This is a genomic window from Aquirufa aurantiipilula (assembly GCF_019923745.1).
GTDB classification, from domain to species: domain Bacteria; phylum Bacteroidota; class Bacteroidia; order Cytophagales; family Spirosomataceae; genus Aquirufa; species Aquirufa aurantiipilula.
Genome location: NZ_JAANOG010000005.1, coordinates 192,573 through 217,478 on the forward strand (window position 1 = coordinate 192,573; position 24,906 = coordinate 217,478).

25 protein-coding genes are annotated in these 24,906 nt (G+C 39.0%); 12 read left to right on the forward strand and 13 right to left on the reverse strand.

Annotated elements, in window-relative coordinates; translation table 11 throughout:
- Positions 1-7: 7 nt before the first annotated feature.
- From G9H60_RS07605 to G9H60_RS07615, 3 genes are read right to left on the reverse strand one after another with little or no spacing between them, the layout of a single operon-like run.
- A complete protein-coding gene (locus G9H60_RS07605; protein ID WP_223143458.1) occupies positions 8-466 on the reverse strand; it encodes a DinB family protein in 459 nt (152 codons plus the stop codon).
- Positions 467-476: 10 nt separating this feature from the next.
- Complete coding sequence (locus tag G9H60_RS07610; RefSeq protein ID WP_223143459.1) at positions 477-1,322, reverse strand: arsenite methyltransferase; 846 nt, start codon at positions 1,320-1,322, stop codon at positions 477-479.
- Between the two features lie 53 nt (positions 1,323-1,375).
- Positions 1,376-1,708, reverse strand: a complete 333-nt coding sequence (locus tag G9H60_RS07615) for an ArsR/SmtB family transcription factor (protein ID WP_223143460.1) — start codon at positions 1,706-1,708, stop codon at positions 1,376-1,378.
- A 155-nt stretch (positions 1,709-1,863) separates the two neighbouring features.
- Between G9H60_RS07615 and G9H60_RS07620 the strand changes: the two genes are divergently transcribed.
- The 5 genes from G9H60_RS07620 (at position 1,864) to G9H60_RS07640 (ending at position 6,512) form a co-directional block, all read left to right on the forward strand.
- On the forward strand, positions 1,864-2,385 hold the full coding sequence (locus tag G9H60_RS07620; RefSeq protein ID WP_223143461.1) for a hypothetical protein: 522 nt from the start codon (positions 1,864-1,866) through the stop codon (positions 2,383-2,385).
- A gap of 72 nt (positions 2,386-2,457) precedes the next feature.
- Positions 2,458-3,345: a hypothetical protein gene (locus tag G9H60_RS07625; protein ID WP_223143462.1), complete on the forward strand. Its 888-nt coding sequence runs from the start codon at positions 2,458-2,460 to the stop codon at positions 3,343-3,345.
- 13 nt (positions 3,346-3,358) lie between these two features.
- Positions 3,359-4,894, forward strand: a complete 1,536-nt coding sequence (locus G9H60_RS07630; RefSeq protein ID WP_223143463.1) for a phosphatase PAP2 family protein — start codon at positions 3,359-3,361, stop codon at positions 4,892-4,894.
- Between the two features lie 222 nt (positions 4,895-5,116).
- Positions 5,117-5,608 carry a hypothetical protein gene (locus G9H60_RS07635; protein ID WP_223143464.1) on the forward strand — a complete coding sequence of 164 codons (492 nt, stop codon included), beginning with the start codon at positions 5,117-5,119 and terminating at the stop codon, positions 5,606-5,608.
- Between the two features lie 61 nt (positions 5,609-5,669).
- Positions 5,670-6,512 carry a VOC family protein gene (locus tag G9H60_RS07640; protein WP_223143465.1) on the forward strand — a complete coding sequence of 281 codons (843 nt, stop codon included), beginning with the start codon at positions 5,670-5,672 and terminating at the stop codon, positions 6,510-6,512.
- Here the strand turns inward: G9H60_RS07640 and G9H60_RS07645 are convergent, their stop codons facing one another.
- From G9H60_RS07645 to uxuA, 3 genes are read right to left on the reverse strand one after another with little or no spacing between them, the layout of a single operon-like run.
- Positions 6,513-7,796 (reverse strand): MFS transporter, encoded by a 1,284-nt coding sequence (locus G9H60_RS07645; RefSeq protein ID WP_223143466.1) that lies wholly within the window; start codon positions 7,794-7,796, stop codon positions 6,513-6,515.
- Positions 7,796-8,554, reverse strand: a complete 759-nt coding sequence (locus G9H60_RS07650; protein WP_223143467.1) for an SDR family NAD(P)-dependent oxidoreductase — start codon at positions 8,552-8,554, stop codon at positions 7,796-7,798. Before G9H60_RS07650 ends, G9H60_RS07645 begins: the two co-directional genes overlap by 1 nt.
- Positions 8,555-8,568: 14 nt before the next feature.
- Positions 8,569-9,750: a mannonate dehydratase gene (gene uxuA, locus G9H60_RS07655; protein ID WP_262899979.1), complete on the reverse strand. Its 1,182-nt coding sequence runs from the start codon at positions 9,748-9,750 to the stop codon at positions 8,569-8,571.
- A 210-nt stretch (positions 9,751-9,960) separates the two neighbouring features.
- Between uxuA and G9H60_RS07660 the strand changes: the two genes are divergently transcribed.
- Positions 9,961-11,127: a LacI family DNA-binding transcriptional regulator gene (locus G9H60_RS07660; protein ID WP_262899980.1), complete on the forward strand. Its 1,167-nt coding sequence runs from the start codon at positions 9,961-9,963 to the stop codon at positions 11,125-11,127.
- On the opposite strand, the gene G9H60_RS07665 is transcribed toward G9H60_RS07660, so the two are convergent.
- The 5 genes from G9H60_RS07665 to G9H60_RS07685 all read right to left on the reverse strand — a co-directional run bounded on the left by G9H60_RS07665 (position 11,124) and on the right by G9H60_RS07685 (position 16,057).
- Complete coding sequence (locus G9H60_RS07665; RefSeq protein WP_223143468.1) at positions 11,124-12,002, reverse strand: alpha/beta hydrolase; 879 nt, start codon at positions 12,000-12,002, stop codon at positions 11,124-11,126. The genes G9H60_RS07660 and G9H60_RS07665 overlap by 4 nt on opposite strands.
- 7 nt (positions 12,003-12,009) lie before the next feature.
- On the reverse strand, positions 12,010-13,011 hold the full coding sequence (locus G9H60_RS07670; protein WP_223143469.1) for a ThuA domain-containing protein: 1,002 nt from the start codon (positions 13,009-13,011) through the stop codon (positions 12,010-12,012).
- Positions 13,012-13,117: 106 nt separating this feature from the next.
- Positions 13,118-14,287 carry a chromate transporter gene (locus tag G9H60_RS07675; RefSeq protein WP_223143470.1) on the reverse strand — a complete coding sequence of 390 codons (1,170 nt, stop codon included), beginning with the start codon at positions 14,285-14,287 and terminating at the stop codon, positions 13,118-13,120.
- Between the two features lie 6 nt (positions 14,288-14,293).
- The gene (locus G9H60_RS07680) at positions 14,294-14,746 is read right to left on the reverse strand and encodes a nuclear transport factor 2 family protein (RefSeq protein WP_223143471.1); all 453 of its coding nucleotides are present in this window, start codon (positions 14,744-14,746) and stop codon (positions 14,294-14,296) included.
- A 51-nt stretch (positions 14,747-14,797) separates the two neighbouring features.
- On the reverse strand, positions 14,798-16,057 hold the full coding sequence (locus G9H60_RS07685) for a YeiH family protein (RefSeq protein WP_223143472.1): 1,260 nt from the start codon (positions 16,055-16,057) through the stop codon (positions 14,798-14,800).
- A gap of 70 nt (positions 16,058-16,127) precedes the next feature.
- Here G9H60_RS07685 and G9H60_RS07690 point away from each other — a divergent pair, with 70 nt between their 5' ends.
- Both G9H60_RS07690 and G9H60_RS07695 read left to right on the forward strand, forming a co-directional pair.
- Positions 16,128-17,096 (forward strand): glycoside hydrolase family 43 protein, encoded by a 969-nt coding sequence (locus tag G9H60_RS07690; RefSeq protein WP_223143473.1) that lies wholly within the window; start codon positions 16,128-16,130, stop codon positions 17,094-17,096.
- A 10-nt stretch (positions 17,097-17,106) separates the two neighbouring features.
- Entirely contained in the window at positions 17,107-17,508 is a 402-nt protein-coding gene (locus G9H60_RS07695; RefSeq protein ID WP_223143474.1) for a hypothetical protein, read from the forward strand.
- Here G9H60_RS07695 and G9H60_RS07700 read toward each other — a convergent pair.
- Complete coding sequence (locus G9H60_RS07700) at positions 17,505-17,972, reverse strand: GNAT family N-acetyltransferase (RefSeq protein ID WP_223143475.1); 468 nt, start codon at positions 17,970-17,972, stop codon at positions 17,505-17,507. The genes G9H60_RS07695 and G9H60_RS07700 overlap by 4 nt on opposite strands.
- Positions 17,969-18,415: a DinB family protein gene (locus G9H60_RS07705; RefSeq protein ID WP_223143525.1), complete on the reverse strand. Its 447-nt coding sequence runs from the start codon at positions 18,413-18,415 to the stop codon at positions 17,969-17,971. Before G9H60_RS07705 ends, G9H60_RS07700 begins: the two co-directional genes overlap by 4 nt.
- A gap of 114 nt (positions 18,416-18,529) precedes the next feature.
- On the opposite strand from G9H60_RS07705, the gene G9H60_RS07710 reads away from it, so the two are divergent.
- The 4 genes from G9H60_RS07710 (at position 18,530) to G9H60_RS07725 (ending at position 24,849) form a co-directional block, all read left to right on the forward strand.
- Positions 18,530-19,594 (forward strand): DUF3500 domain-containing protein, encoded by a 1,065-nt coding sequence (locus G9H60_RS07710; protein WP_223143476.1) that lies wholly within the window; start codon positions 18,530-18,532, stop codon positions 19,592-19,594.
- Between the two features lie 81 nt (positions 19,595-19,675).
- Positions 19,676-21,166 carry a DUF1593 domain-containing protein gene (locus tag G9H60_RS07715; protein ID WP_223143477.1) on the forward strand — a complete coding sequence of 497 codons (1,491 nt, stop codon included), beginning with the start codon at positions 19,676-19,678 and terminating at the stop codon, positions 21,164-21,166.
- Between the two features lie 170 nt (positions 21,167-21,336).
- Positions 21,337-21,972, forward strand: coding sequence for a 3-keto-disaccharide hydrolase (locus tag G9H60_RS07720; RefSeq protein WP_223143478.1), 636 nt, complete (start codon positions 21,337-21,339; stop codon positions 21,970-21,972).
- Positions 21,973-21,990: 18 nt separating this feature from the next.
- Complete coding sequence (locus G9H60_RS07725; protein ID WP_223143479.1) at positions 21,991-24,849, forward strand: PVC-type heme-binding CxxCH protein; 2,859 nt, start codon at positions 21,991-21,993, stop codon at positions 24,847-24,849.
- The last annotated feature ends 57 nt before the right edge of the window (positions 24,850-24,906 follow it).

Here is a 24,906-nt window from a genome sequence, read left to right on the forward strand (position 1 = left end):
CGAATAATTACATTTGACCGTATTTTAAAACAATGGCCAATTGACCCGCATGGTAAGCCGTATGTGAAACAATTCTTCCAAATGCTTCCGATTTTGTTTTCGTCCCAAATTCTTTGGTCGAAATGATTTGTTCCCAATCATCTTCACTTTGCTGGGAAACAATGGAATGCAATTTTTCAAACGAATCTTGAACATAAGTCCTTAGCTCAACCAAATTTGTCCACTCTCCCGAATCCCTCTGATCAATCACCGTTTTTGCCACAACCTTAATACTAGTATCTCCAAACACATTCTTGGCAAATAGCAATTCCACATCCCCAATATGACGAATTAAAAAACCGGCTGAATTGGGTGAATCCCCTACCTTTTTGGCTAAATCCGCTTCGGTAATACCATCCAATAATTTTGTAAATCTAGTCCGAGACTCGACCCACAAATCCAGTAAAATTTGTGTCTTTGATTTCATAAAATGTTTATTAGCAACAACCTGATCCAGGCTTACAAGCATTCTCCTCGACTGGTTTTTGTGCAAAAACCGAAATTGAAAATATCCCCGTTTTACCTGATTTAAATTCCTCAATTTCTTGAGCGCTCAAATAATTACTCAAAATATCATTCGGAATAATAATAGCCTTTTCTTTTTGAATCTGTACATTCACAAATCCACTCGCTTGGATTAAATGCATGTATTCTTCTTTTTGTATTGCTCCAGCTACACATCCCGCGTACATTTCCGCATCTTTTTGTAATCCAGAAGGTAATTCGCCTACAAGCACGACATCAGATATACTGAAATGACCTCCAGGTTTTAACACCCGATAAATATCTTGAAATACTCCAGCTTTATTGGGCACCAAATTCAAAACACAATTACTCACAATAACATCAGCTACATTGGCGGAAATAGGCATGTTTTCGATATCCCCTTGACGAAACTCCACGTTATTGAATCCTCTAATCTCAGCATTGATTCTTGCTCTTTCAATCATTTGGGGTGTAAAATCTACACCAATTACCTTGCCCTTTTCCCCAACTTCATGACGAGCAATAAAACAATCATTCCCGGCCCCACTACCTAAATCCACAACCACATCGCCTTCTTTCATTTTGGCAAATTGCGTCGGTAATCCACATCCCAATCCCAAATCAGCATCCGCATTATATCCTTCTAAAGTGGTATAATCTTCCGACATGATATTATACACCTCGGTCGAACAACCTCCCGCTCCACAGCAAGAAGCCATATTTTCTTCTTTTCCTTGCATGGCAATCTCGCCATATTTTTGTTTCACAATTTCCTTTAATTCTTGTTCTGTTTTCATGATATATTGATTTTTATTAATCGTAATTTTACGATTGATTTAAACAAAAAAATTTAACAACAACTACTTGTTTTTACATGCCTTTTTTCAAAAAAATGACCCAGCAAGTCCGTTAACTTGGCCCACTCAGGTTCATTGATGCAATAACAAATCGAAACACCATCAATTTGACCTCGAACCAAACCAGCTTCTTTCAATTCCTTTAAATGTTGTGACACGGTCGACTGAGATAAAGGCAACTCATCGACGATATCACCACAGATACAAGATTGTTTGGCCAACAACAATTGCATTATGGCCATGCGCGCAGGATGCGACAAAGCTTTGGCATACTTGGCTACTAAAATCTGCTCTTCAGTATAATTAATTAGTTTACTTGCTCCCATATCAATCGCAATATTACGATGAATATGTCGAATTAAAAAATTTACCTGTAAATTCTTTTCATATTTGGAAAAAACTTGACCTAGTGTATGTTCGATGACACAAAATCCATATTAATAGTTGGAATTATACTAGTTTATGCTAGTTTTGCGAATTCATGAAAAGACTGGCCTCCATAATGCTATTATTTATCCTCCTTTATCAGGCGGGTGGATTTGCATTGCGTTATGTAGCCAATTCAGATACGGAATTTGTCAATAGTGAGTCAGAAAGTGATTCCTATGTGGTGAAAATACCTATTTCTTTGCCCTATCCTAGCAATAGGGAAATACCTCAAGAGGTTTCAGGGGCCCTGCAGCAAGGGGATGAGTTCTATCAAATGTTAGATCAAAAGATTGAAAATGACACCTTGTATACGCGTGTTGTTAATGATAGAAACGCTCGAGATCAATTTTTGGATTTGGCAGATTTAGTCAATGAACATTTAGGTGATCAGCCAGAAAAAACTCCTGCAAAAAGTAAATTAATTCAAACGCTCGTTAAAGAGTATTGTCAATCTAGTAGTGCTTGGGTATTCTACATCTTAGAATGGCCTAACGAAACTACAACTCCTCAACATGTACCATTACAGACATCCTCATTCCAGGATGCCTTATTTTCTCCTCCACGGCAAGCTTAATTAAATCTGGAAAAATAGCCTGAAAGAATTCCCTTCTTTCACGTTTGTTGTATTTCAAATTAATTAAGCAAAATGAAACATACTTTACTGTGTGTATTCATCTCCTTTGTGAGTATGAATACGATCATGGCACAAATGCCTCATGATCAAATCTACATGAACAAAAATATTGCCTGTGGAGCCCTGATGTATGGGAATTCCTCATGGACCAATTATTGGGAAAACTCGTTAAAAAGAGATAATCCCAACATCGGTAAACTGAGCACCGAATCCTTATCCGCCATGATTGCCTATGGCATTACTAAAAAAGTGAATGCGTTAGTCATGGTTCCCTATGTAAAAACCCAGGCAAGCCGAGGTAATTTAATGGGCCAGCAAGGCTTACAAGATGTGAGTCTTTGGTTAAAAGCCAATGTTTTTAACTATAAACAATTACACGGACATGCTACATTGGGAGTTAGTACTCCCATGAGTAATTACGTGACCGAATTCATGCCAATGTCCATCGGAATTGGGGCTAAAACTTTCAGTGCAAGAGCCATATTACACTATAACCTACCATCCAACTTATTCATTAGTGCTACTAGCTCCTACATTGTCAGAAGTTCTGTCACGGTAGATCGCGACTCGTATTTGAATGGAGAAAGACTAGTAAACTCTAGTTCTGTAAGTGTTCCCAATGCTTTTGATGCCATGTTTCGTTTGGGTTATCTCAAAAAAGAAAACCAATTAGAGCTTTTCGCTGAGCATTTCTCTTGTGCAGGAGGTGATAATATTCGTCGTAATTCCATGCCATTTCTGACCAATGACATGACCATGACAGCTGTAGGTGCTTATGCCAAATACCAGCCAAAATCAATTGGAGTAAGCGCCAAAGTATCGTATGTCCTAGACGGGCAAAATGCAGGACAAAGTACCAACGTAACTGTTGGTTTATTGTACCTATTTAAGGTTAAATAATCATTCGAACATCATGAAAAAATATATATACTATTTGATAACTATTCTGTGCTTTGGTTTTCTACTTTCTTGTGAAAACTCAGCATCAGAAGCTTTAATTGCTCCTTATATACCTGCCAATATTGATGAAAATGCAGGTTCTTGGAAAACCTTTATCTTGAGTTCCCCAACAGAAGTAAGCATTGCCTCTCCCGCAGGAACCAATGACCCGACTTACCAAAAAGAAATTGATTCGTTAAAAAATATTGTTGCCCCTAATTTAACTAATGAGCAAAGACAAATCGTTGCCTATTGGGGAGCAGGTGCAGTATATCGTTGGAATGAATTAGCCAGAGAATTATCTGCTCGATATAATTCGGCACCAGCCGCTAATGCTGAAGGAAAATATCCCGTACCCGATGCTGCCAATCCATTAGCTGACCCAAAATTCCCTTTTGCTAATCCTCCATATGTATCGAGAGCTTTGGCTTATTTAAGCGTGGCCCAATTTGATGCCTTAGTTAGCGCCTGGAAATACAAATACCAATTCAACCGCCAGTCGCCAAGTGTAGTGGATAAAGCCATTAAACCCTTATTACCAGTAAGTAATTTACCAAGTTATCCTTCAGAAGATGCCGTGGTAGCACAAGCCAGCTATGTCATTTTATTAGCCATGTTTCCTGGTGAAGGACCCTTCCTAAGATCCAAGTTGGAAGAGTGTAAAAACGCGCGACTTTGGGCTGGTATGAATGTAAGTTCGGACCTGAATGCTGGAGTTAGTTTGGGAGGAGCCGTGGCAGCCAAAGTAATGGTTAGAGCTCGAGCAGATGGTATGGGAGCTGCCAACAATCAAGCTGCTACAGCTGATATGATAACTCGTTCCAAATCTTTAGGGTTCACTACCGTTTGGACAAGCCAAGAAAGTCCAGCTAGACCTCCGATGCTTCCGACTTTCGGAAATGTAAAAACTTGGAACTTTGACCGTGCCACCCTTGAGGCCATCCGCCCAGCCATTCCTTATATAGAAGGATCTGCAGAGTTCAAAAAAGATTACGAGGAACTTGTAGCCATCGATAAAAATCAAACCCGCGAGCAAGCTGCCATTGCTAATTTTTGGGCAGATGGTCCTGGAACCTATACTCCTCCTGGACATTGGCATCGTTATGGAGCCAATGCAGGTTTTGAAGCTAAATACAGTGAAGTGCGCATGGCTAGAATGTTGGCCTATTTAGGTACAGCAGAAATGGATGCAGGAATAGGCTGCTGGGATACCAAATTCTATTATTATAGCCCTCGCCCACAGCAATATGGCCTTAAAACTTCAGTGGGTTTACCCAACTTTCCCAGCTATACCTCCGGACACTCTACATTTTCCGCAGCAGGGGCTGAAGTTTTATCCGCCTTCTTTCCACAAAAAGCCAGCACATTTAATTCCTATGCCCAGCAAGCTTCTGATTCGCGAGTTTATGGACTAATTCATTGGAGATTAGATTGCACCATGGGCTTAAAACACGGAAAAGCCATAGGCCAATATGCCGTTAAACGAGCTAGCCAAGATGGTGCGCTTTAAGCTTAATCTTTATTTAATCCGCCTATAAAAATATAATTAAGGGGTAATTTTTAATAGTCGACTGACATGTTTTCAGTCGGCTATTTTTGTTTCAAACCAATACTTTATTTCAAACGACATAAATCCTTAGACACAAATTCTATTTTAAAATCCTTGCTAAACCAATTAATATGAGCTAATTTTGATTTGTCTATTTAAACCATAGATTTTATATCCTGTGTTATGAAAAAATTTATCTATCTCTCATTTTTAGTATTTCCCTTCACGGCATTTTCTCAAGAACATTTTCCAAAAATTGCTGGACATATTGGTATTGCCCATTCCATCATTACTGTTTCTGATGGTAGTACAACAGGAAATTTCGGGAATTCTTATTCGGTTGGATTTCCTATTGCTCTCAATATTTGGAAAACAGAAAAAGTAGGCTTTTCTTTTGAGGTCATCCCTGCCATTCGCAGTGAAAATGGTAGTCACAAAGTCAATAATGTAACATTTCACCCCGGTATCTTATATCGATTGGGTAAAGGCTACACCTTTGCTGGTCGAGTAGCATTTGAAACAAGCGGTCGATATGGTATTACTCCTGTCTTAAATAAAGTCTTGAAAAAAAATAAATTCAGCAATTATTACTTAGCCATTCCAATGCCTATACGTTTTGGAAATGATCGACCCGTTTCGGCGAATTTGACAATTCAATTAGGAATAGCCTTCTAAATAATGGGTTTCTGAAATAATTTTCGTAAAATTCCTGTGTCTAACATTTAACATGGGATTTATGTCAAGCTCCATTCATACTTGTCTTTGGTTTAAACAAACAGCTCAAGAAGCAAGGGAATTTTACCAATCGATTTTTGAGGATTTTGTTGTGCAATCCGAAAATCCAATGCTTAGCTCTGTTCAAATTCTTGGTCGGAACTTTACTTTTTTAGGAGGAGCCAAACAAGTATCATTTAATCCCTCCATTTCCTTTTTTCTCATTTTTCATTCTACGGAAGAGCTGGAAAAAAAATGGTCAGCTTTATCAAATGAGGGTAAAACATTGATGGAATTAAACAGCTACCCTTGGAGTAGTTTATACGGTTGGTGTGAAGATAAAAATGGCATTAGTTGGCAACTGATGATGCATGATACCCTTCCAGATAAAATAATACCTGCACTTTTATTTACTCAACATAATAATGGGAAAGCGGAGAAAGCCATTCGGTATTATACTTCTTTAATCCCTCATTCTCAGATTAATTTATTAGATCGCTATGCCAAAGGAAGCGGGGATGAAGAAGGGAATATTCAACACGCTCAATTTCAATTAAATGGGCAGTCATTCATTGCCCTAGAAAGCTCATACATGCATCAATTCATCTTCAATGATGCCATTTCCTTCGTGATAACTTGCCAAAATCAAGCTGAAATTGACTTTTATTGGGATAGCTTTATTCGAGATGGGGGAAGTCCAAGCCAATGTGGGTGGATCAAAGACCCATTCGGTGTTTCCTGGCAAATTATCCCCAAAAATATGGGGCAATTGATGCGTCATTCCCATAATCCCACATTCATGAAGGTATTCATGAACATGGGAAAAATTGACATTCAAGCTCTTGAAACGGCCGTTAAGGGCTAACTATTCAGGATTGGTTTTTCCTACCGGTGACATTCTTGGCGAAATAAAATGTATGAGTAACCAGGCCAATAAATAGGCCGATCCACAGATCAAAAAGATTAAATTATATCCTCCTGATAAATTATCGTTGGCCTTATAGGTATCTAAAATGATTCCAATAAAATAGGGAAAAATAACCCCTCCCAAAGAACCCGCTAATCCACCTATACCTACCACCGAACTGATGGCATTTTTAGGAAACATATCCGAAACAGAGGTAAAAATGTTGGCCGACCAAGCCTGGTGCGCCGAAGCAGCAATACTAATTAATATAACGGCTTGCCAAATATCCGTAGCCCAACGAGCTGAGATGATAGGCAAAGCTAACAAGGCAAAAAATAACATCGCTGTTTTTCTGGCTTTATGTACTGGCCAACCTTTGCGCATTAACCAACCTGGAATATAGCCTCCTCCAATACTACCAATGGAGGTACAAGTAAACAATACCGCTAAATGAATGCTCGGTTTTTTTAGATCTAAAGAAAAGGTGGAAGAGAAATAAGACGGTAACCAAAAAAGGAAAAACCACCAAATGGGGTCCGTAAAAAACTTCCCAACGATGAACACCCAAGTTTGGGGAATGGTAAACAACTTGCCCCAGGCAATAGGCGTATTATCTTCATGGTCATCTTCTTGAATATAATCTAATTCGGACTGACTAATTCCTTTTTTCCGAGAGGGGATTTCGTAGAAAATCCACCAAAAAATAAGCCAAATAAATCCTATGGCTCCGGTAATTAAAAATGCCTCTTGCCAGCCATATGCTCCCAATAACCATGGAACCATGATGGGCGCAACCATCGCGCCAATGTTGGCTCCGGAATTAAAAATCCCAGTGGCAAAGGCTCTTTCTTTTTTAGGGAACCATTCAGCTACTGATTTAATGGCAGCAGGGAAATTCCCAGCTTCTCCTAAGCCCAATACCGCTCTAGCTGCTCCAAAACCGAATGAGCTTTTGGCCAAAGCATGAAACATGGCTGCTATGGACCAGATAATTATTGAAATGGTATAGCCTAATTTGGAACCAATTTGGTCAATAATCTTTCCAAAAAACAGCAAGCCAATAGCATAAGAGGCTGTAAAGCACATCACGATGAAACTATAATCTGTTTCAGACCAATTCAGCTCCTTTTCTAAAGTTGGCTTTAGTAATCCAATCACTTGACGATCCAAGTAATTGATGGTCGTAGCAAAAAACAATAAGGCTACTACTACCCAGCGAAAATTTCCTACTTTTTCTTTCATTAGAATCCAATTGAATTACCCCCATCTACGGGAATTGAAACACCTGTAATATATCCAGCCGCATCGGAGGCTAAAAATACTGCCGCCCATGCCACATCTTCTGGTTTACCAAAATAGCCCATTGGCGTCCTATCCATAGCCTTATGTTTACGATCAGGATCTGAATTCATGGCTGTTTTACTCATGGCTGTTTCTATAAACCCTGGAGCAATGGCATTTACTCGTACCCCATGGGCCGACCATTCAGAAGCTAATACTCGAACTAAACCGTACAATCCTGATTTAGAAGACGCATAAGCCGCCACTCGATCTATTCCATAATATGCCGCCATGGATGAAATCATGATGATGGATCCTGATTTTCTTTCCAACATATGCTTACCTACCTCTCGACTTAACACAAACACCGCATTTAAATTGACTTGGATAATTTGTGCAAAATCATCGTTTGAAACATCTATAGCCGGACGTTTCATGTTGATTCCTGCATTGTTGACCAATATGTCTATTTTACCATGAGAACTTATAATATCAGCCACCAAACTAGGCGTAGCACTAACATCTGCCATATCATGCACAAAATAAAATGCACCTGCACCCAAATTATTAACGGCTTCTTGCAAGACATTTTCTCTTCTACCTGTAATGATGACATTCGCTCCGCTAGCCAACATACATTTTGCTATATCAAAACCGATACCTGTCCCTCCTCCAGTAATTAAAGCCACCTTTCCGGCCAATGAAAATTTGTTCTCCATTTTCTATTAATTCATTATGTCATTCGAGCAATGGCCAATTCCATGCCTCGTATTTCTGCTAATCCTCTCAAACGACCAATGGCCGAATATCCAGGATAGGTTTTTTTATGTAAATCATCCAGCATTTGATGTCCATGATCTGGACGCATGGGAATTTGTTCCCCTCCTCGTTTTACTTCCTCTTCATGAATAGCTTTAATCACTTCAAACATAGGGACATCACCTACTAAATGGGGCGCTTCATGAAAAATCAGAGGATCTTCCTGCTCTCTTTTTGTCGTTCTTAAATGTATAAAATGAATCCGATCGGCAAATCTTCGGATGATGGATGGCAAATTATTGTCTGGCCTAACTCCTAAAGAACCTGTACAAAAGGTAATACCATTCGCACGAACAGGCGAAGCTTCCATCAATGAAGCTAGATCACTCTCCGTACTCACCACCCTAGGCAATCCCAATAGTGGAAAAGGAGGGTCATCTGGGTGAATGCATAAATTGATCCCCAATTCTTGAGCCAAAGGAGCTACTTGCTGAATAAAGTAATGTAAATTTTCTCGTAAAGAATCTGCCCCAATCTCCTGGTATTGATCCAATAAACTTTGAAAATTTTCAAGATGAAAGGCCTCCTCAGAACCAGGCAAGCCCAATAAAACCGTATTTTGTAACTCTGCTTTTTCAGCATTAGTCATACCTTCAAATTTCAATTTTGCAGCCTCTTGAACGGCTTTTGAATAATCCATCGGGGCATTGGGCCTCTTCAAGATGAATAAATCAAAAATGGCAAAATCTGTCCATACAAATCGTAAGGCCTTAGCTCCATCAGGCATCTCAAAATCGAGTTTTGTTCTGGACCAATCCAATACGGGCATGAAATTATAACATACTGTTTTTATTCCCTTGGCTGCCAAATTTGATAAAGAAATTCGGTAGTTCTCGATGTATTGCTCTCGTTCGGGCAATGCTTTTTTAATTGCTTCATGGACAGGTAAACTCTCTACGACAGACCAATGAAGAGGGGAATACAGAAGATTAGCTTGCTCAATGATATCAATTCGTTCTTGAATGGCTTCTTGTGACCATACCTCTCCCACGGGAATTTGATGCAATGCTGTCACTACACCTTGGCATCCCGCTTGGCGAATATCCATTAAAGAAACTAGGTCATGTGGACCAAACCAGCGCATGGTATGTAGCATGATTCAATGAGGTTATTTCTTGTAAAAAGTCAAATATGGCCACATTATACTGAAAGCAATTACATATATTTTTCAAACATAAAATAGGCTTTTATCAGGAAAATGTCCTAATTTGAGCTTAATATAGGGGTTTTATTTCAATTTAAGTCTTCGTAAACGTTACCGATAGGTGATGAAATTCTTTGAAATATTATACCCTCCATGTAAACTTTGAAACAAATATTGGAAACCTGTCCAAAATGCTCCACATCAACAGCCGTCATTCGGGCAGGAATGATTCGAGGGAAAGTACGTTTTCATTGTAAATCTTGTGACTATCATTTTACCCAGGAACATACTGAAAAAGCTAGTCCTCAAAAACAGGTTCATACCACCATCAAGGACATTGCGCAAATCATGGGGGTTTCCATTGCCACCGTTTCGCGCGCTTTAAATAATAAAGCAGATATCAGTCCCAAAACCCGAGATGCCATTCAAAAACTGGCTTTGGAGCTCGACTATAATCCCAATTTATTTGCCAAAGGATTTCAAAGAGGAGAAACAAAAACAATTGGGGTAGTTATTCCCAATATCAAAAGACCCTTTTTTGCAGGCGTTTTATCGGGTATTCAGGAAGTCGCCAATGAGCATGGTTATCGTGTGATGATTTGCCAATCCAATGAATCCTATGAAACAGAAGTTACCAACATCCAAGGTCTATTAGCCAGCCATGTTGATGGTCTTTTAATTTCTCATTCCAAAGAAACTACGCGCTTCAATCAAATCAAAAACTTGTTTGAAAAGGGCTTGCCCATGGTACATTTTGATCGAATTTGTAGCGAAGTGGAAACTCCTAAAATCAGGCAAGAAGATTTTGAGGGGGCATTCCAATTGGTAGAACATTTGATTCAACAAGGTTATCAACGCATCGCGATATTAGCAGGGCCTCCCGAATTATTGATTAGTCAAAAAAGGAAAGAAGGATACATCAGTGCTTTGGAAAAGCACGATCTACCTATAAAACCAGAATACATGGTGCATGGGGATTTCAGTAAGGAGTTTGCCTTGGCAAGTGTAGATGCATGGCAACAATTACCTGAGCCACCTGACGCCATTTTTGCCATACATTATTTGAATGCCGTAGAAATCATTCAATATGCCAAAGAGCTTGGCATTGAAATTCCTCAAAAATTAGGGATTGTAGGCTTCGGGGATGAATACCTGGCTGAGATTGTAGAACCCGCCTTGACTGTTTTTCATTTATTTCCACAAAAAGTGGGAGAAGTCGCCGCAGCTTTACTGTTTGATGTTATATCAAACAAAGAGGCAAGACAGCAAAAAGATGTGCTGGTTCAGGGTCAACTCATCATTCGAAAATCTTCTCTAAAAAAGGGCTAAGGAATATATTGGTGAAAGTGTAACCAATGTTCGAAATCCATTGTCCAATAATCTGACGGCGTATTCATTTTTCGCATACCAAAACCATGTCCGCCCTTAACATACATATGTAATTCAGCGGGTTGTTTTGCTTTCAGCCATTCCAAATACAAGTCTACAGAATGCGTTGCTAATCCTAGATTATCATCACTGGCTGCAGCTATAAAAATAGGGATCCAATTACTAGGGATTTGGGTACCTAATACGGCTTTTTTATACAGATAAATAGGAGCTACAAAATTAGGACGATTAGCATCGCTAGCCGTTTGTAAGACCGACATGGTTAATGTTCCTCCGGCAGAAAAACCCATAAATCCAATCTTTTGAGGATTCAATCCCCAATCAGAAGCATGATTTCGTACATATTCCATCGCCTTTAATCCATCTTGGGTGGCTAGTTTTATTACCGGTGCATTGATTTTATCCAATTTGTTAAAATCCTGCATCTTAGTACTCAATTCTTTCACGGGATCATTGGAAAGGATATGAACCACTCGGTATTTTAACACAAAAGCCGTTATACCTCGTTGATTCAACCATTTAGCCACATCAATGCCTTCGCTATCGATAGATAAAATATGGAATGCCCCACCCGGAGCTATGATGACCGATGTCCCATTTGCCTTGGATTTCTCTGGAAAGTAAGCGGTGATACTTGGTTCCACGACATTATAGACCAAGCGAGTATTAAAACCATTGGAGCTACTTTCAGCCTCTTTCCAATCCCAAGATTCTGAGCCTGGGGCTTTACCTGAATAGAGAGGAATTCTTACTTGTGAATAGGCCAAACCTATATTCAACAAAAGTAATAAACTAAGGAAAAGACCACGTTTCATCGAAAGCTTATTTAGTGTATTCGCGTTTAGAAGAAACGTCGGCTTTTGGAAAATCAGCAGGAATTGGGATATCAACTTTTCCTGTTGCCGCCCATTGTGCACCTCTTAATAAGGTGGTGGTAAAACCTACACAAGAAACCGAATAATCCGCATGGCCCATAGGGGTATGAAATATGCGACCTTTACCAAATTGAGTGACAATCAACATTGGCTCATGGCGACCTGTTCCTCTATTTTCCTTCGCAGAAAAAGCGGTTCCCAAAATTTCCATATTGACGGCTGGCCCACGTAAGCGATCATACATTTCATCTTGGGTGTGCATCCAAGTTAAAGGCATGCCTTTTGTGATGGGGTGATCAGCGTTACGAATGGTTATTTGGTATTCCTTTTGTGGTCCATGTGAACCTGCCCTTCCGGCTTGTGTATCTTTGACCAATTTCCCTTCTAAATCATAATAGACATAAGGTCCATCTTTTTCCGTACGATCGCCCCAGCCTCCTAGACCAATCATTTCATTGTAGGCGGGCCATTGAGGAAAAGAGTTATCAGCAGCATGAATAACCACTAAACCACCGCCTTTTTTCATGAATTTCTCAAAATCTACTTGGGTTTCTGCTGGCCAAGGTGCTGCATTCCAACCAAAATTGCAGATCACTAGGTCATAATCTGAGAATTGAGGGTGAAAACTAGAATCGGCTTTGGGCTTGGGCAATGCCACTGTATTTTCTAGACCTGGCAACATGTATTTGGGAATCAAATCCGCTGCATTCCAAGTAAAATGAGATCTCTGTACATCTACCTTAAATTTTCCCGATTGCTCCAATAAATCCTTCATCATAAAGGTGATTTTCGGCCATTGATCATGATTATTTTGTCCATCAACAATCAATGTACGAATCACTTTGGATTTAGCTGCTGGCTTAGCGCTTGCGTAACTTTCCCCAAGGAAAGAAAAAGTTGCCAGCATGAAGACAAAACAAAATAGCGAGAATTGAGAAAATTTATTCATTAGTTCTATGGTTGGGAATGAGTATAAAATGTTGTTTCAATCAGATACTTAAACAATACATAGATACAAGTATTCTGTGCATTTTCAAAATACCCATATGGGTAGCTTAGATTTGAATTATCAGTTTTAAAAATAACCCTAAAACAGCTGCAGCCAACAAGATATATGGTTCTTTCAGTTTTTTGAAATAAATCAATACTAGCAATGAACACGAAGCTATTCCCACACCTATTAAATCCGATAAGGTTCTTTGGGCAATAACCAAAACGGCACCAAACAAAGCACCCACTACCACCGACGTTATTCCATCTACAAATGCCTTAATAGATACATTATTGGCAATTTTCTTGAAATGATGGGCCGGTAATATGGTAAATAAATAACAAGGCAAAAATGTAGCTAAAGCAGCGACAACTGCGCCAGGGAAACCAGCCACCAAATAACCTATAAATCCCACGGTAACGACGATTGGACCAGGAGTAATCATAGCTACAGCTACGGCATCCAAAAACTGTTGCTCAGTTAACCAATGGTTTTCTTGAACTACTCCACTTTGTAAAAAGGGAACAATGGCTAAACCACTGCCAAACACAAAGGCCCCAGCTTTGAAAAAGAATAAGGCCATTTTCCACAGTATATTGGAATCATATTCAAATGAAAAGAAAGTTGCCAATAAAAAAGAATTGGACTGTTTATTCAAGCCTTTAGGCGGGGCTTTTAACAACATATAGAAAATTCCAATACCAATAAACAGAAGTATACCTTCCTTTTGAGTGATATATGTGATCAATGCCCCTACCAAAAAGAATAACCATAACCAGACATCTTTTCGAAAAGAAGCAAGGCTAATGGAACCAATGGTTTTGGTGGTTAATTTATAGCTACTGAGAAAAATGATACCTATAACTGCAGCGCCTACTCCATAAAAGATTGCTTGCATCCAAGGTAAACCACCAAAAGCTTGATAGGCCATTCCCAATAAAACCACCATGATAAAAGAAGGAATGACAAAGGCGATACCTGCTAAAGTTGCCCCCCAATAACGGTAATGTACAAAACCTAAATAAATAGCTAGCTGTGCAGCAAGAGGCCCTGGTGCCAATTGAGCCAAGGCTAGACCTTGTTTAAATTCTTCTTCTGAAATCCACTGTTTAATTTCTACTAAGTCCCGCCTCATATACTCCACCAAAGCCACAGGACCACCGAAACCCGTCGTACCTAAATGGAGGAAATAGGTACTTATTTGCCATAAAGAATAAGGTGCTTTTTCTTCCATCAAAGTTTAGTGATCATAACTTACCACTCTGGATATTTTCCAATTTCCTTGATCATTTTCCCAAATCATCAAAAACTTGAATTCCCCTACTTCTAATTTGCCATTTTCGATATGAGAAAAGGTATGTCGACCAATATGAATAGCCCCATAGTTTTGAATGGGGTGTACTTCCAAAGTACCTGGAACTAATTTTCGAGTTAATACATAATCACGATTAAAGATATTTTGAAAATTAGCAATCACCGTTTCATACCGAAGTAAGCCTCCATTGTCTTGAAACCACTCCAAATCAGATGTAAAGTATTGTTTAAATGTGAGCATATCTCGCTGATTATAAGCTTGAAACATGGCACTATCGAGATGGGCAATTCGTTGGAATAATTCCGTCGATTTTCCTTGTTGTCCAAAAGAAGTCCAACCAATTGCCATGAAAAAGAAACTGCAAAAAAGAGTTTTCATAGGTTATGAATTCCTAGAAAAATAAGCCCAATAAGTCTTGAGCTTAGTCGTCTATTTAAATAAGAAATATGCAATTCCCAAGGTAACGATCACATTAAATCCTTGTGCAATAAGAAAGGCATACAAAGGTTTTTTTCCTTCGCTACTAAATAAATCAGCAAACTTAGTCTCTAAACCAATACTGGTAAATGCTAATGCAAACCACAAGCCTTGAAGAGATTTTAAACCGCCTTTTACTTCCGAAATAACTTCACCAGAAATGACGAATGAAAACAACAAAGATGCCGCTACAAAACCGATGACAAATTTGGGAAAACGCTCCCAAATGATCCCTAAAGTTGGCTTGGATTCTTTGGCTACTTCCGACTGATTATTAGTATAAGTCCAATAGATAGAAATCCCAAATGCTGCTAAACCTAACAAAACATTTTGCGAAAATTTGACAATCGTACTAATTTTCAATGCCTCCTCTCCAATGAGTGACCCAGAAGCAATAACTGCACCCGTCGTATCAATAGTACCTCCCAACCATGCACCCGTTACTGCTTCAGATAAACCTAGGGCTTTAGCGATGATCGGCATAAAGATAATCATGGGAATGGCAGTAATGAGGACGATGGAAATGACATAAGAAAGCTTCTTAGAATCTCCTTTGATAGCGCCTGCTGTAGCTATGGCTGCTGAAACACCACAAATAGAAACGGCACTGGATATCATGATGGCCATTTCCTCGTCAATCCCTAATTTTTTAGAGACCCAAAATGCGAAATACCAAACAGAAACAACCACCAAAAGAGCTTGAATCAATCCCAAAGATCCTGCCTTTAAAATATCTCCAAAAATGATGCTGGTACCTAATAAAACTAATCCTATTTTAACAAATAATTCCGTTGATAATGAATCTCTTAACCAGTCAGGAATAGAAGAAAAATTACTGATAATTAAACCAATAGTTAAGCTGAAAATAACCGCTTCTAAATTCCAATTTTTGAGAAAAGAATTACCCGCTAATATAAGTGCCAAAGTCGTTAAAATAAAGACGATAGGAAAACCTTTAATCGTGGCTGATACGTCTTTTCCCAAGGCTTTGGTAGCTAAAATAGCATTGGCATAAACCCACAAAAACAATTTTCCTACATTCAATAAATTATCAGCGTTTACTACTTTTTCCAATAGTTCTGCTGAGTTTTCCCAAGCAAAAACGGGACTTGGTATTTTTATTCCGAATAGGGCTAGGGCGATAATTAAAAATCCAAAGACCACGACGGTCCAGTCTTCTGTTAAGCTAAATGACGTTTTGTTGTTTGACATAGTTGAATGATAAGTTTAGGTAAATTAAAAGAGTATTTTAACTTTGCCCAGACAAGTTATTAAAAACTCTATGAAATTAATATACTATTCGATTTTTTTAATTCTAATCCACTCGGTTCAAGCCCAACAAAAAACTTCGGGAAATCCCCTCTTCCCTGGTTGGTATGCGGATCCCGAAGCCACCATTTTCAATAAGGAATATTGGATATACCCTACCTACTCAGATGTGTATCAAAAGCAGGTATACTTCGATGCCTTTTCATCTAAAGATCTAATAACATGGAAAAAGCATGCTAAAATCGTGGATACATCTGCTATCAAATGGGCGAAAAAAGCCATGTGGGCTCCTGCCATTGTTCAAAAAGACAAAAAATACTACCTGTTTTTTGGAGCCAATGACATCCAAAGTAATCAAGAACTTGGCGGTATTGGGGTAGCTGTGGCAGAAAAGCCTCAAGGGCCATTTAAAGATTTGATTGGTAAGCCATTGATCAGTCAATTTCAACATGGTGCCCAGCCTATCGATCAATTTGTATTTAAAGATAAAGATGGTCAATACTACATCATTTATGGTGGATGGAAGCATTGCAACATAGCACGCTTAAGTCCAGACTTTAAATCCATCATCCCTTTTGAAGATGGTAACCTGTTTAAGGAAATCACTCCGAGTGGTTATGTAGAAGGCCCTATCATGTTTATCCGAAATAATAAATACTATTTCATGTGGAGTGAAGGTGGCTGGACTGGTCCAAATTATTCGGTGGCCTATGCCGTTGCGGATAGTCCTTTTGGACCATTTGAAAGAAAAGAAAAAATATTAAAACAAGATCCACAAGTGGCTACAGGTGCTGGGCATCATTCCGTCATTCAAGTACCTCATACAGATCAATGGTATATCGTTTACCACCGTAGACCCTTGGATGAAACAGATAGAAATCATCGGGTGACTTGCATTGAACCCATGTATTTTGATGAAAAAGGGGATATTTTACCCGTAAAACTTAGTTTTGAAGGAGTAAAAGCACAAAAAATCAAATGATGTTATACTGATGAAAAAATGGATCTCATTTAAGCTTTCTGTTCAAATCTTTTTGGGATTCATTTTTTTAGCCATTCTGTTTCAATTATTGGTCATGGCTGGCTTGGTGCCTCCTGATATCGTATGGGGCGGCCGCTTGCAAAGTCAAGATGAACTAATCAAAATGGAATCCATTTCCCTCATCATCTTGGTCTTCATGGCGCTAATCATTGCCATAAAAGCACGTTGGATTTTCTTCAAAATTGCGAAATTAACCGACTATGTAATTTGGCTCATTCCTCTCCTATTTTTCTTGAACACTTTAGGAAATTCGCAGGCACTGAACCCCATGGAACGCTTCATTTTCACTCCCATCACCCTGGTGTTGACTCTAATAAGTTTACGAATAGCTTTGGAGAAAATTCCTCATTAGCTCATATTCAAACACATTTTGATATCAGCTCTTTGGTAAATAACAGGCCCTAAATCCATTTCCACAAAACCAAATTTTCGGTACATATCCACCGCTCTTTCCAATCGTCGATTGGAATAAATAATAATCTGCCTAATCCCTGCATTTTTAGCAAAATCCAAGCTGTATTCCATCAAACGTTTACCAATGCCTAATCCTTGAAATTTTTCCGATACCGCCATTTTGGTTAACTCAAAAACGCTTTCTTCCAACTTCATTAAAGAAACCGTTCCCACAATTTGATCTTCATACCAAGCATAAAAAATTTTACCTCCAGGAGCTAAAATTACCTCCTCAGGATGCGATAAAACTTCCCTATCTATGTCTTCCAAATGGAAATACTTTTCCAGCCACTCGTAGTTTAATTTTCGAATGGCATCTCGATATTCCGGCTCAAAATGAGTAATTCGAATTTGAGTCATCATTTGTCCAATAAACGGCGATGGTAATTTATTTGTCCCAAATGATAGCCCAAATGAACCGTCAAATGAATAAAGTAATACCTTGTTTTCATGGCATGATCAAACACAGGCATCGGGTAATCTTCCTCCAATTGTTCCTCGCTAATGCTTGGTAATACTTGTTTTAACATGGCTTCCGTTTGATCAATCATCACAAGTAATTGCTCTCTAGGTACATCCTTATCAGAAAACTCTTTTTCACGATCTCGATCATAGCCCGTATTTCCATACACAGACCCAAAATAGGTTTGCAAATTCCCAATCAAATGCAAACATAAATTACCTGCTGAGTTAGAAATAGCCCCATCTACTTTCCATAAATTGGTCTCATCGGTATATTGAGAAATTTCACTTTTTAAGCGGTTTAAATCTCGACAAAAAAGGGTTAATACATCTTCCGTTATCATTTTCAAATTCTTAGGTGTTAAAAATCAAATATAGAATAAAATAGTATGCTAAAATGCGGAGTCTTGCATTAGTATCTTAATTAAAAATGAATACTTTTATCAAAATTCCTTCTCATGAAAACAAGATCAACCTACCTATTTATTGCTCTATTTTTACCATTGAGCCTATTTTCACAAAATAGCATAAGGATTAATCAGGCTGCCAATGCCTTTTTAGCCAGCCTAAATCAGGATGAACTGAAAAAAGTAAACTATTCATTTCAAGATAGTGTACGCAAAAAATGGACCAATTTACCAGTAGGGATGGTTCCCAGACCTGGCATTCAATATGGCTCAATGTCCGACAAAAGTCGACTGGCTTTTCACCGCGTGTTAAGTGCTTTATTAAGTTCTCAAGGTTATTTAAAAACCACCAGCATCATGCAGTTGGATGATATTTTGAATACTTTATATCAAGAAGCATACGATAAGGGTGAAATCAAAAAAGAGTTCTTAACCCAAATGCAAAAACTAAATTGGGCGCATGGAAATTACTACATTTCAATCTTTGGCAAACCTGGCGATGCTCCTTGGGGAATGAATTTTGGTGGCCATCACATGGCACTCAGCCTAACTTCTGATGGTAAAAAAATAAGCATGTCGCCCTATTTCATTGGCACAGATCCTTCCGAAGTAAAATCCTCTAAATATGCGGGTTTACGTGTGTTAAGCAAAGAAGAAGATTATGGTTTTATGCTAATCAATATGCTCTCAGATGCACAAAAATCGAAAGCAATCCTACAGCAAGCTGTTCCTAAAGACATCATTACCAATCCGAATAGCCAACAGCGCATTGACACCTATTATGGCATCGCCGTAAAAGAATTTACGGATGCCCAAAAAGCCGTATTGAAAATGTTGATACAAGAATACGTCCACAATTTTGAACATGAAAAATCACATCAAATGATGGACAAAATTGCTGCGACAGGAATGGATAAAATTCATTTTGCTTGGGTAGGCAGTTTAGAAAATAATAAGTCGCATTATTACATCATCAACGGGCCAGACTTCTTAATTGAATATGACAATGTTGGATTCCAAAATGATGGAAACCACATTCATGCTATTTTGCGAGAGAAAGGGAATGATTTTGGCGCAGATTTACTAAAAATGCACTATCTTGAATCCAAACATTGATTAAGTGGAATATGAACCATCATTTTCCACATAAAACAAAGCCATATAACCTTCTTCCATTTTTAATACGCCATTCATAAAATGAGAAAAATATTCATTTTTATGCTCTTCATGGGACTAGCCTCGCCCATTTTTGCCAAAGAAAATTTACCAAGAACCATTGTTACCACAGATGGAGAAATTGATGATGTGGACACCTTTATACGGATGCTCTTGTATTCGAATGAATTTCATTTGGAAGGTTTAATTTACTCTAGCTCCATGTGGCATTATAAAGGGGATGGGAAAGGTACTTTGTTTACTTCAGAAATGGACATGACCAAGAAAATGTATGGAGCTAAAACTGACCTTCGCTGGCCGGGTGTCAACTGGATCCAAGATTTATTAAAAGCCTATGGAGAAGTTTATCCCAAACTCAGCCAAAACTCCAAGACCTATCCTAGTCCTAGCTATTTAAACAGTTTAGTGAAAGTAGGGAACATCGACTTCGAGGGAGAAATGGAACAAATCACCCCAGGGTCCGAATGGATAAAAGCTAAATTATTAGACAATGATCCTCAGCCTATTTTTTTACAGGCTTGGGGAGGAACCAATACCATTGCTCGAGCTTTAAAATCTATTGAAGAGGCCTATTCCAAACAAAAAGATTGGCCCATCATTCAAGAAAAAATATCGAAAAAAGCCATCATCTATACGGTCATGGACCAAGATGCCACCTATAAAAAATACATCGGTCTACATTGGCCAAAAATTCGGGTATTTTATAATGCCCACCAATTTGGAAGTTTTGCTTATCCTTGGAAAAGAATCATGCCCAAAGCTGCTCAGCCCTATTTTGAAGGACTCTACATGTCAAAGAACATCATCCTAAATCACGGCCCATTATTGAAAATGTATTATGCCTATGGTGATGGTCAAAAACAAGTGGGCGATGATGAACATATACACGGAGATCCGAATAAACTTAAAAATGCTCAATGGGGTAGTTTTGTACCTTATGATTTCATTTCCGAAGGAGATTCTCCTGCATTTTTACATTTAGTGGATGTGGGCCTAAACAATTTAAATAACCCTTCTTACGGCGGTTGGGGTGGTCGATTTGCACAAGCGAAAGATAATCCTTACCGATTCGAAGACAATGATGAAGCGGCTGATTTCAATCCAGAATTGGGTAAACTGGATATAAATTATGCCCAAACTCGTTGGCTGATTGCCCTTCAACAAGATTTCGCTGCTAGGGCCGATTGGTGCATCAAGGACTTTAAAGACGCTAACCACGCTCCTCAAATTACCGTGAGAGAAGGGATGAAAGTCTATGCCAAAGCGGGACAACAAATCTCTCTGAATTTACTGGCTATCGACCCAGATAAACATGCCGTTGCACTGAGTGCTTGGCCTTACAAAGAAGCAGGAAATGGTGCAGCAGACATCCAAATTTCAGGAAATAAAGCCATGGTTAAAATACCAAACACCGCAAAAGCTGGGGAAACTTACCACGTCATCATTGAAGGAAAAGACAATGGAACACCGGAATTGACAGGTTATCGACGCGTGGTGGTCAATATTCTTTAAGGATAATTTTGTACGCTTTCAATAATAAATAGTACATTATTGGGCTTGTTTAGGTTTAAGCTATGGTTTTTTCTCTTATATTGAGATTCAAATTAAGCTAAACCTAAAAAACGAATCTACGCATCCTGACTAAAACAAAAGTCTAAGGATTAATTGATTCCTTTCCCTCCATGAAATCATTGATCTGGATAGGATTCCTATCGTTCATCTGTATTCCAATTTGTTTCGCACAAGGTCCTAAGACTGTGTCCTTATTTGATGGAAAAACATTCCAAGGCTGGGAAGGTGATACCCTACATACTTGGCGTATTGAAAAAGGGATGTTGGTAGGAGGTTCTTTAACAAACACCGTTCCTCACAACGACTTCCTTTGCACCCAAAAAGTTTATTCCAATTTTATTCTTAAACTCAAAATAAAACTGACGGGTGACCAAGGTTTTATTAATTCCGGAGTTCAATTTCGCAGTAAACGACTAAGCAATCCTACCTATGAAATGATTGGATATCAAGCGGATTTTGGAAAAGATTATTGGGCGAGTCTCTATGATGAATCAAGAAGAAATAAAACACTTGTAAAACCCAATGACCAAGAAGTGCTGAATTGGATCAAATTCAATGACTGGAATGACTATGAAATAAAAGCAATCGACCATCGTATCCGATTATACATTAACGGTCACATGAGTGTGGATTATACTGAAATGGATGCCTCCATTCCTCAATCTGGTTTGATTGGGATACAAATTCATGGTGGAGGAAAGGCTCAAGTGGCCGTAAAAGATATTAGTATTCAAGAATTACCTTAAAACAATTTCTATACATCTATGAACAAATCTGTTAGCTATTTTTTAGGTCTAATCTTAAGTCTTTTTCTTGTGATTCCCACTTGGGCAATAAGCTCAATTACTATACAACAAGATACTTCAAAAGTCGACTTTGACTATACTTTAGAAGCCACTATGTTAGGCTATTTCTCCAAAGATGGTACGCGAAATCCTACCTTAAAAGCCAATAAAGGTAAAAAGGTAAGAATTACCATTGTCAATGGTGAACAAATGACTCATGATATTTCCATGGAAAAACTGGGTATCAAGAGTTCTACTATTTTAGATAAAGGATCCAGCACCAGCCTTGTATTTATTGCTCAGTCAAACGATACCTATTTCTGTTCCATACCAGGTCACCGAGCGGCTGGCATGGTGGGGAAATTTGAAATTGTAGAAGGGACAATTAGCGCTGAAATAGTAAAAGGTATTCGTCCTTCCAAAAACGGGAAACCATTAAACTTAAATTTTGAAACAGGAAATCTGGACGATTGGAAAGCGGAAGGAGAAGCCTTTGCAAATCCCATTTTTAATCAAGACCCCTCTCCTGTACATGATAAGACCATGAAAATTGGTCCAGAAGGAACTCATTTCATCTCGAGCGGTGGCACAAAAAACTATGCCTTAACGGGTACTTTAACCTCTGTACCCTTTAAAATTACACAGCCTTTTGCTAGTTTTTGGGTTTCTGGAGGAGCGTTACAAGATACTCGCGTAGAACTAGTATCAGCTAAAAGCAAAAAAGTCATTTTCCGTTCTACTGGACAAGGGCGTGCCACTTTACAACCCGTAGTTGCGAACCTTAAACCTTATTTGCAACAAGAAATCTTCATCCGCATCATCGACAATGAAACGGGTATCACACCCATTCCTTACGTGGCGCATGATAAATTGGCTCATATCAATTTTGACAACTTTCAATTCCACGCAACTCGGCCTAATTACCCGAATGAATTACACCAAAAAGACATCATTGTATTGCCCCCATTAGATCCTGTGCTGAATGCTGGCTTGTCTGGTGTAAAAGCGGCGGAAGCCATGACCTTGCCCAAAGGATTCAAAATTAATTTAGCTGCCGCAGAACCCGACATAGTTCGTCCTATCAGTTTTACCATTGATGCCAAAGGAAGATTATGGGTGGTAGAAGGACATACCTATCCCGTTCCTGCACCCGAAGGACAGGGAAAAGATCGCATTCTGATTTTTGAAGATACCGATGGAAATGGAACCTTGGATAAAAGAAAAGTCTTCATGGAAGGTCTGAATTTGGTCAGTGGCATTGAAGTGGGCATGGGAGGAGTTTGGCTAGGGGCAGCACCTTATTTACTATTTATTCCAACGGATTTTCAGACGGATAAAGCCACGGGACCTGTCCAAAAACTGTTGGATGGCTGGGGAGTACAAGACACACACGAAGTTTTAAATAGTTTACGTTGGGGACCCGATGGTTGGCTGTATGGTAATCATGGAGTATTTACTCATTCCAATGTAGGAAAACCGGGTGCCTCGGATCAGCAGCGAACTAAAATTAATGCTGGCGTCTGGAGATTCCATCCTATCAGTCATCAGTTTGAGGTATTTGCAGAAGGAACGAGCAATCCTTGGGGAATCGACTTCAATGACTATGGACATCCTTTCATTACCGTTTGTGTGATTCCCCACATGTTTCACATCATACAAGGAGCACGATACGAGCGGCAAGCCGGAAAACATTTTAATCCATACACTTACGAAGACATAAAAACCATTGCTGACCATCGGCATTACGTAGGCGACAGAGGTCCACATGCAGGTAATTTCCGCTCTGCATCCGCTGGGGGTGGCCATGCACATGCCGGTGCTATGATATATTTAGGAGGAAATACGTGGCCTAAAGAATTCCGAAATAACATCTTCATGAACAACATCAATGGCTCTCGATTGAATGTAGATCAGCTCAATAGGCAAGGTTCAGGCTACAATGCCTCACATAAAAAAGACTTCATTGTCATGAACGACTCATGGTCGCAATGGCTCAATTTTAAATATGACCCAAGTGGTTCCGTTTTTGCCATCGATTGGTACGATAAAAACCAATGTCATAGCTCTAACCCGGACGTTCATGATAAAACCATGGGAAGAATCTTTAAAATCACACATGAAAACGATAAATGGGTTCAAGTGGATTTACATAAAGCGACCGACATGGATTTAGTGAATTACCAACTGCATGCCAATGAATGGTATGTTAGACAGGCGAGAACTATTTTACAAGAAAGAGGGCCCAATCCTCAAGTTCATGCTGCCTTGAGAAACATCATTGATAAAAACCCCGATGTGACCCGAAAACTGAGAGCTTTATGGACATTACATGTTACTCAAGGTTTAACAGAAAAAGATGTCGCCCAATTATTGACTAATCCAGATGAAAATGTTCGAAGCTGGGCGATACAATTGGTCGCCGAAAAGAAACAGGTTTCCGCTGATATTTTGCGTCAATTTGAGTCCATGGCTCGTACGGATAAGTCGGCACAAGTCCGACTGTATTTAGTATCTGCCTTATTGCGTTTAGATCCTGCACAGCGTTGGAATGTATTGGATGCTTTAGTTCAAAAAACAGAAGATCAAGCAGACCATAATTTGCCATTAATGCTTTGGTATGCAGCCGAACCATTGGCTACTTTGGATGTCAAGCGCGCTATTCAGTTGGGTGTAAAGTCTAAAATGCCCAAGTTTTTAAACTACACCATTCAGCGCGTAGCTGCCTTGAAATCAGATGAGGCCATTGCTTCTTTGAAGGATTTACAATCCAAATTGGGGCATTCCCATGAGAACCATGAAGTGAGTATGTTATTGGATAAAATATTAAGCCAAAAATAGCCCTCAAATGAAAAAATATAGCCCCATTTTAGGATTGGAATTACTCCTACTCTTTTT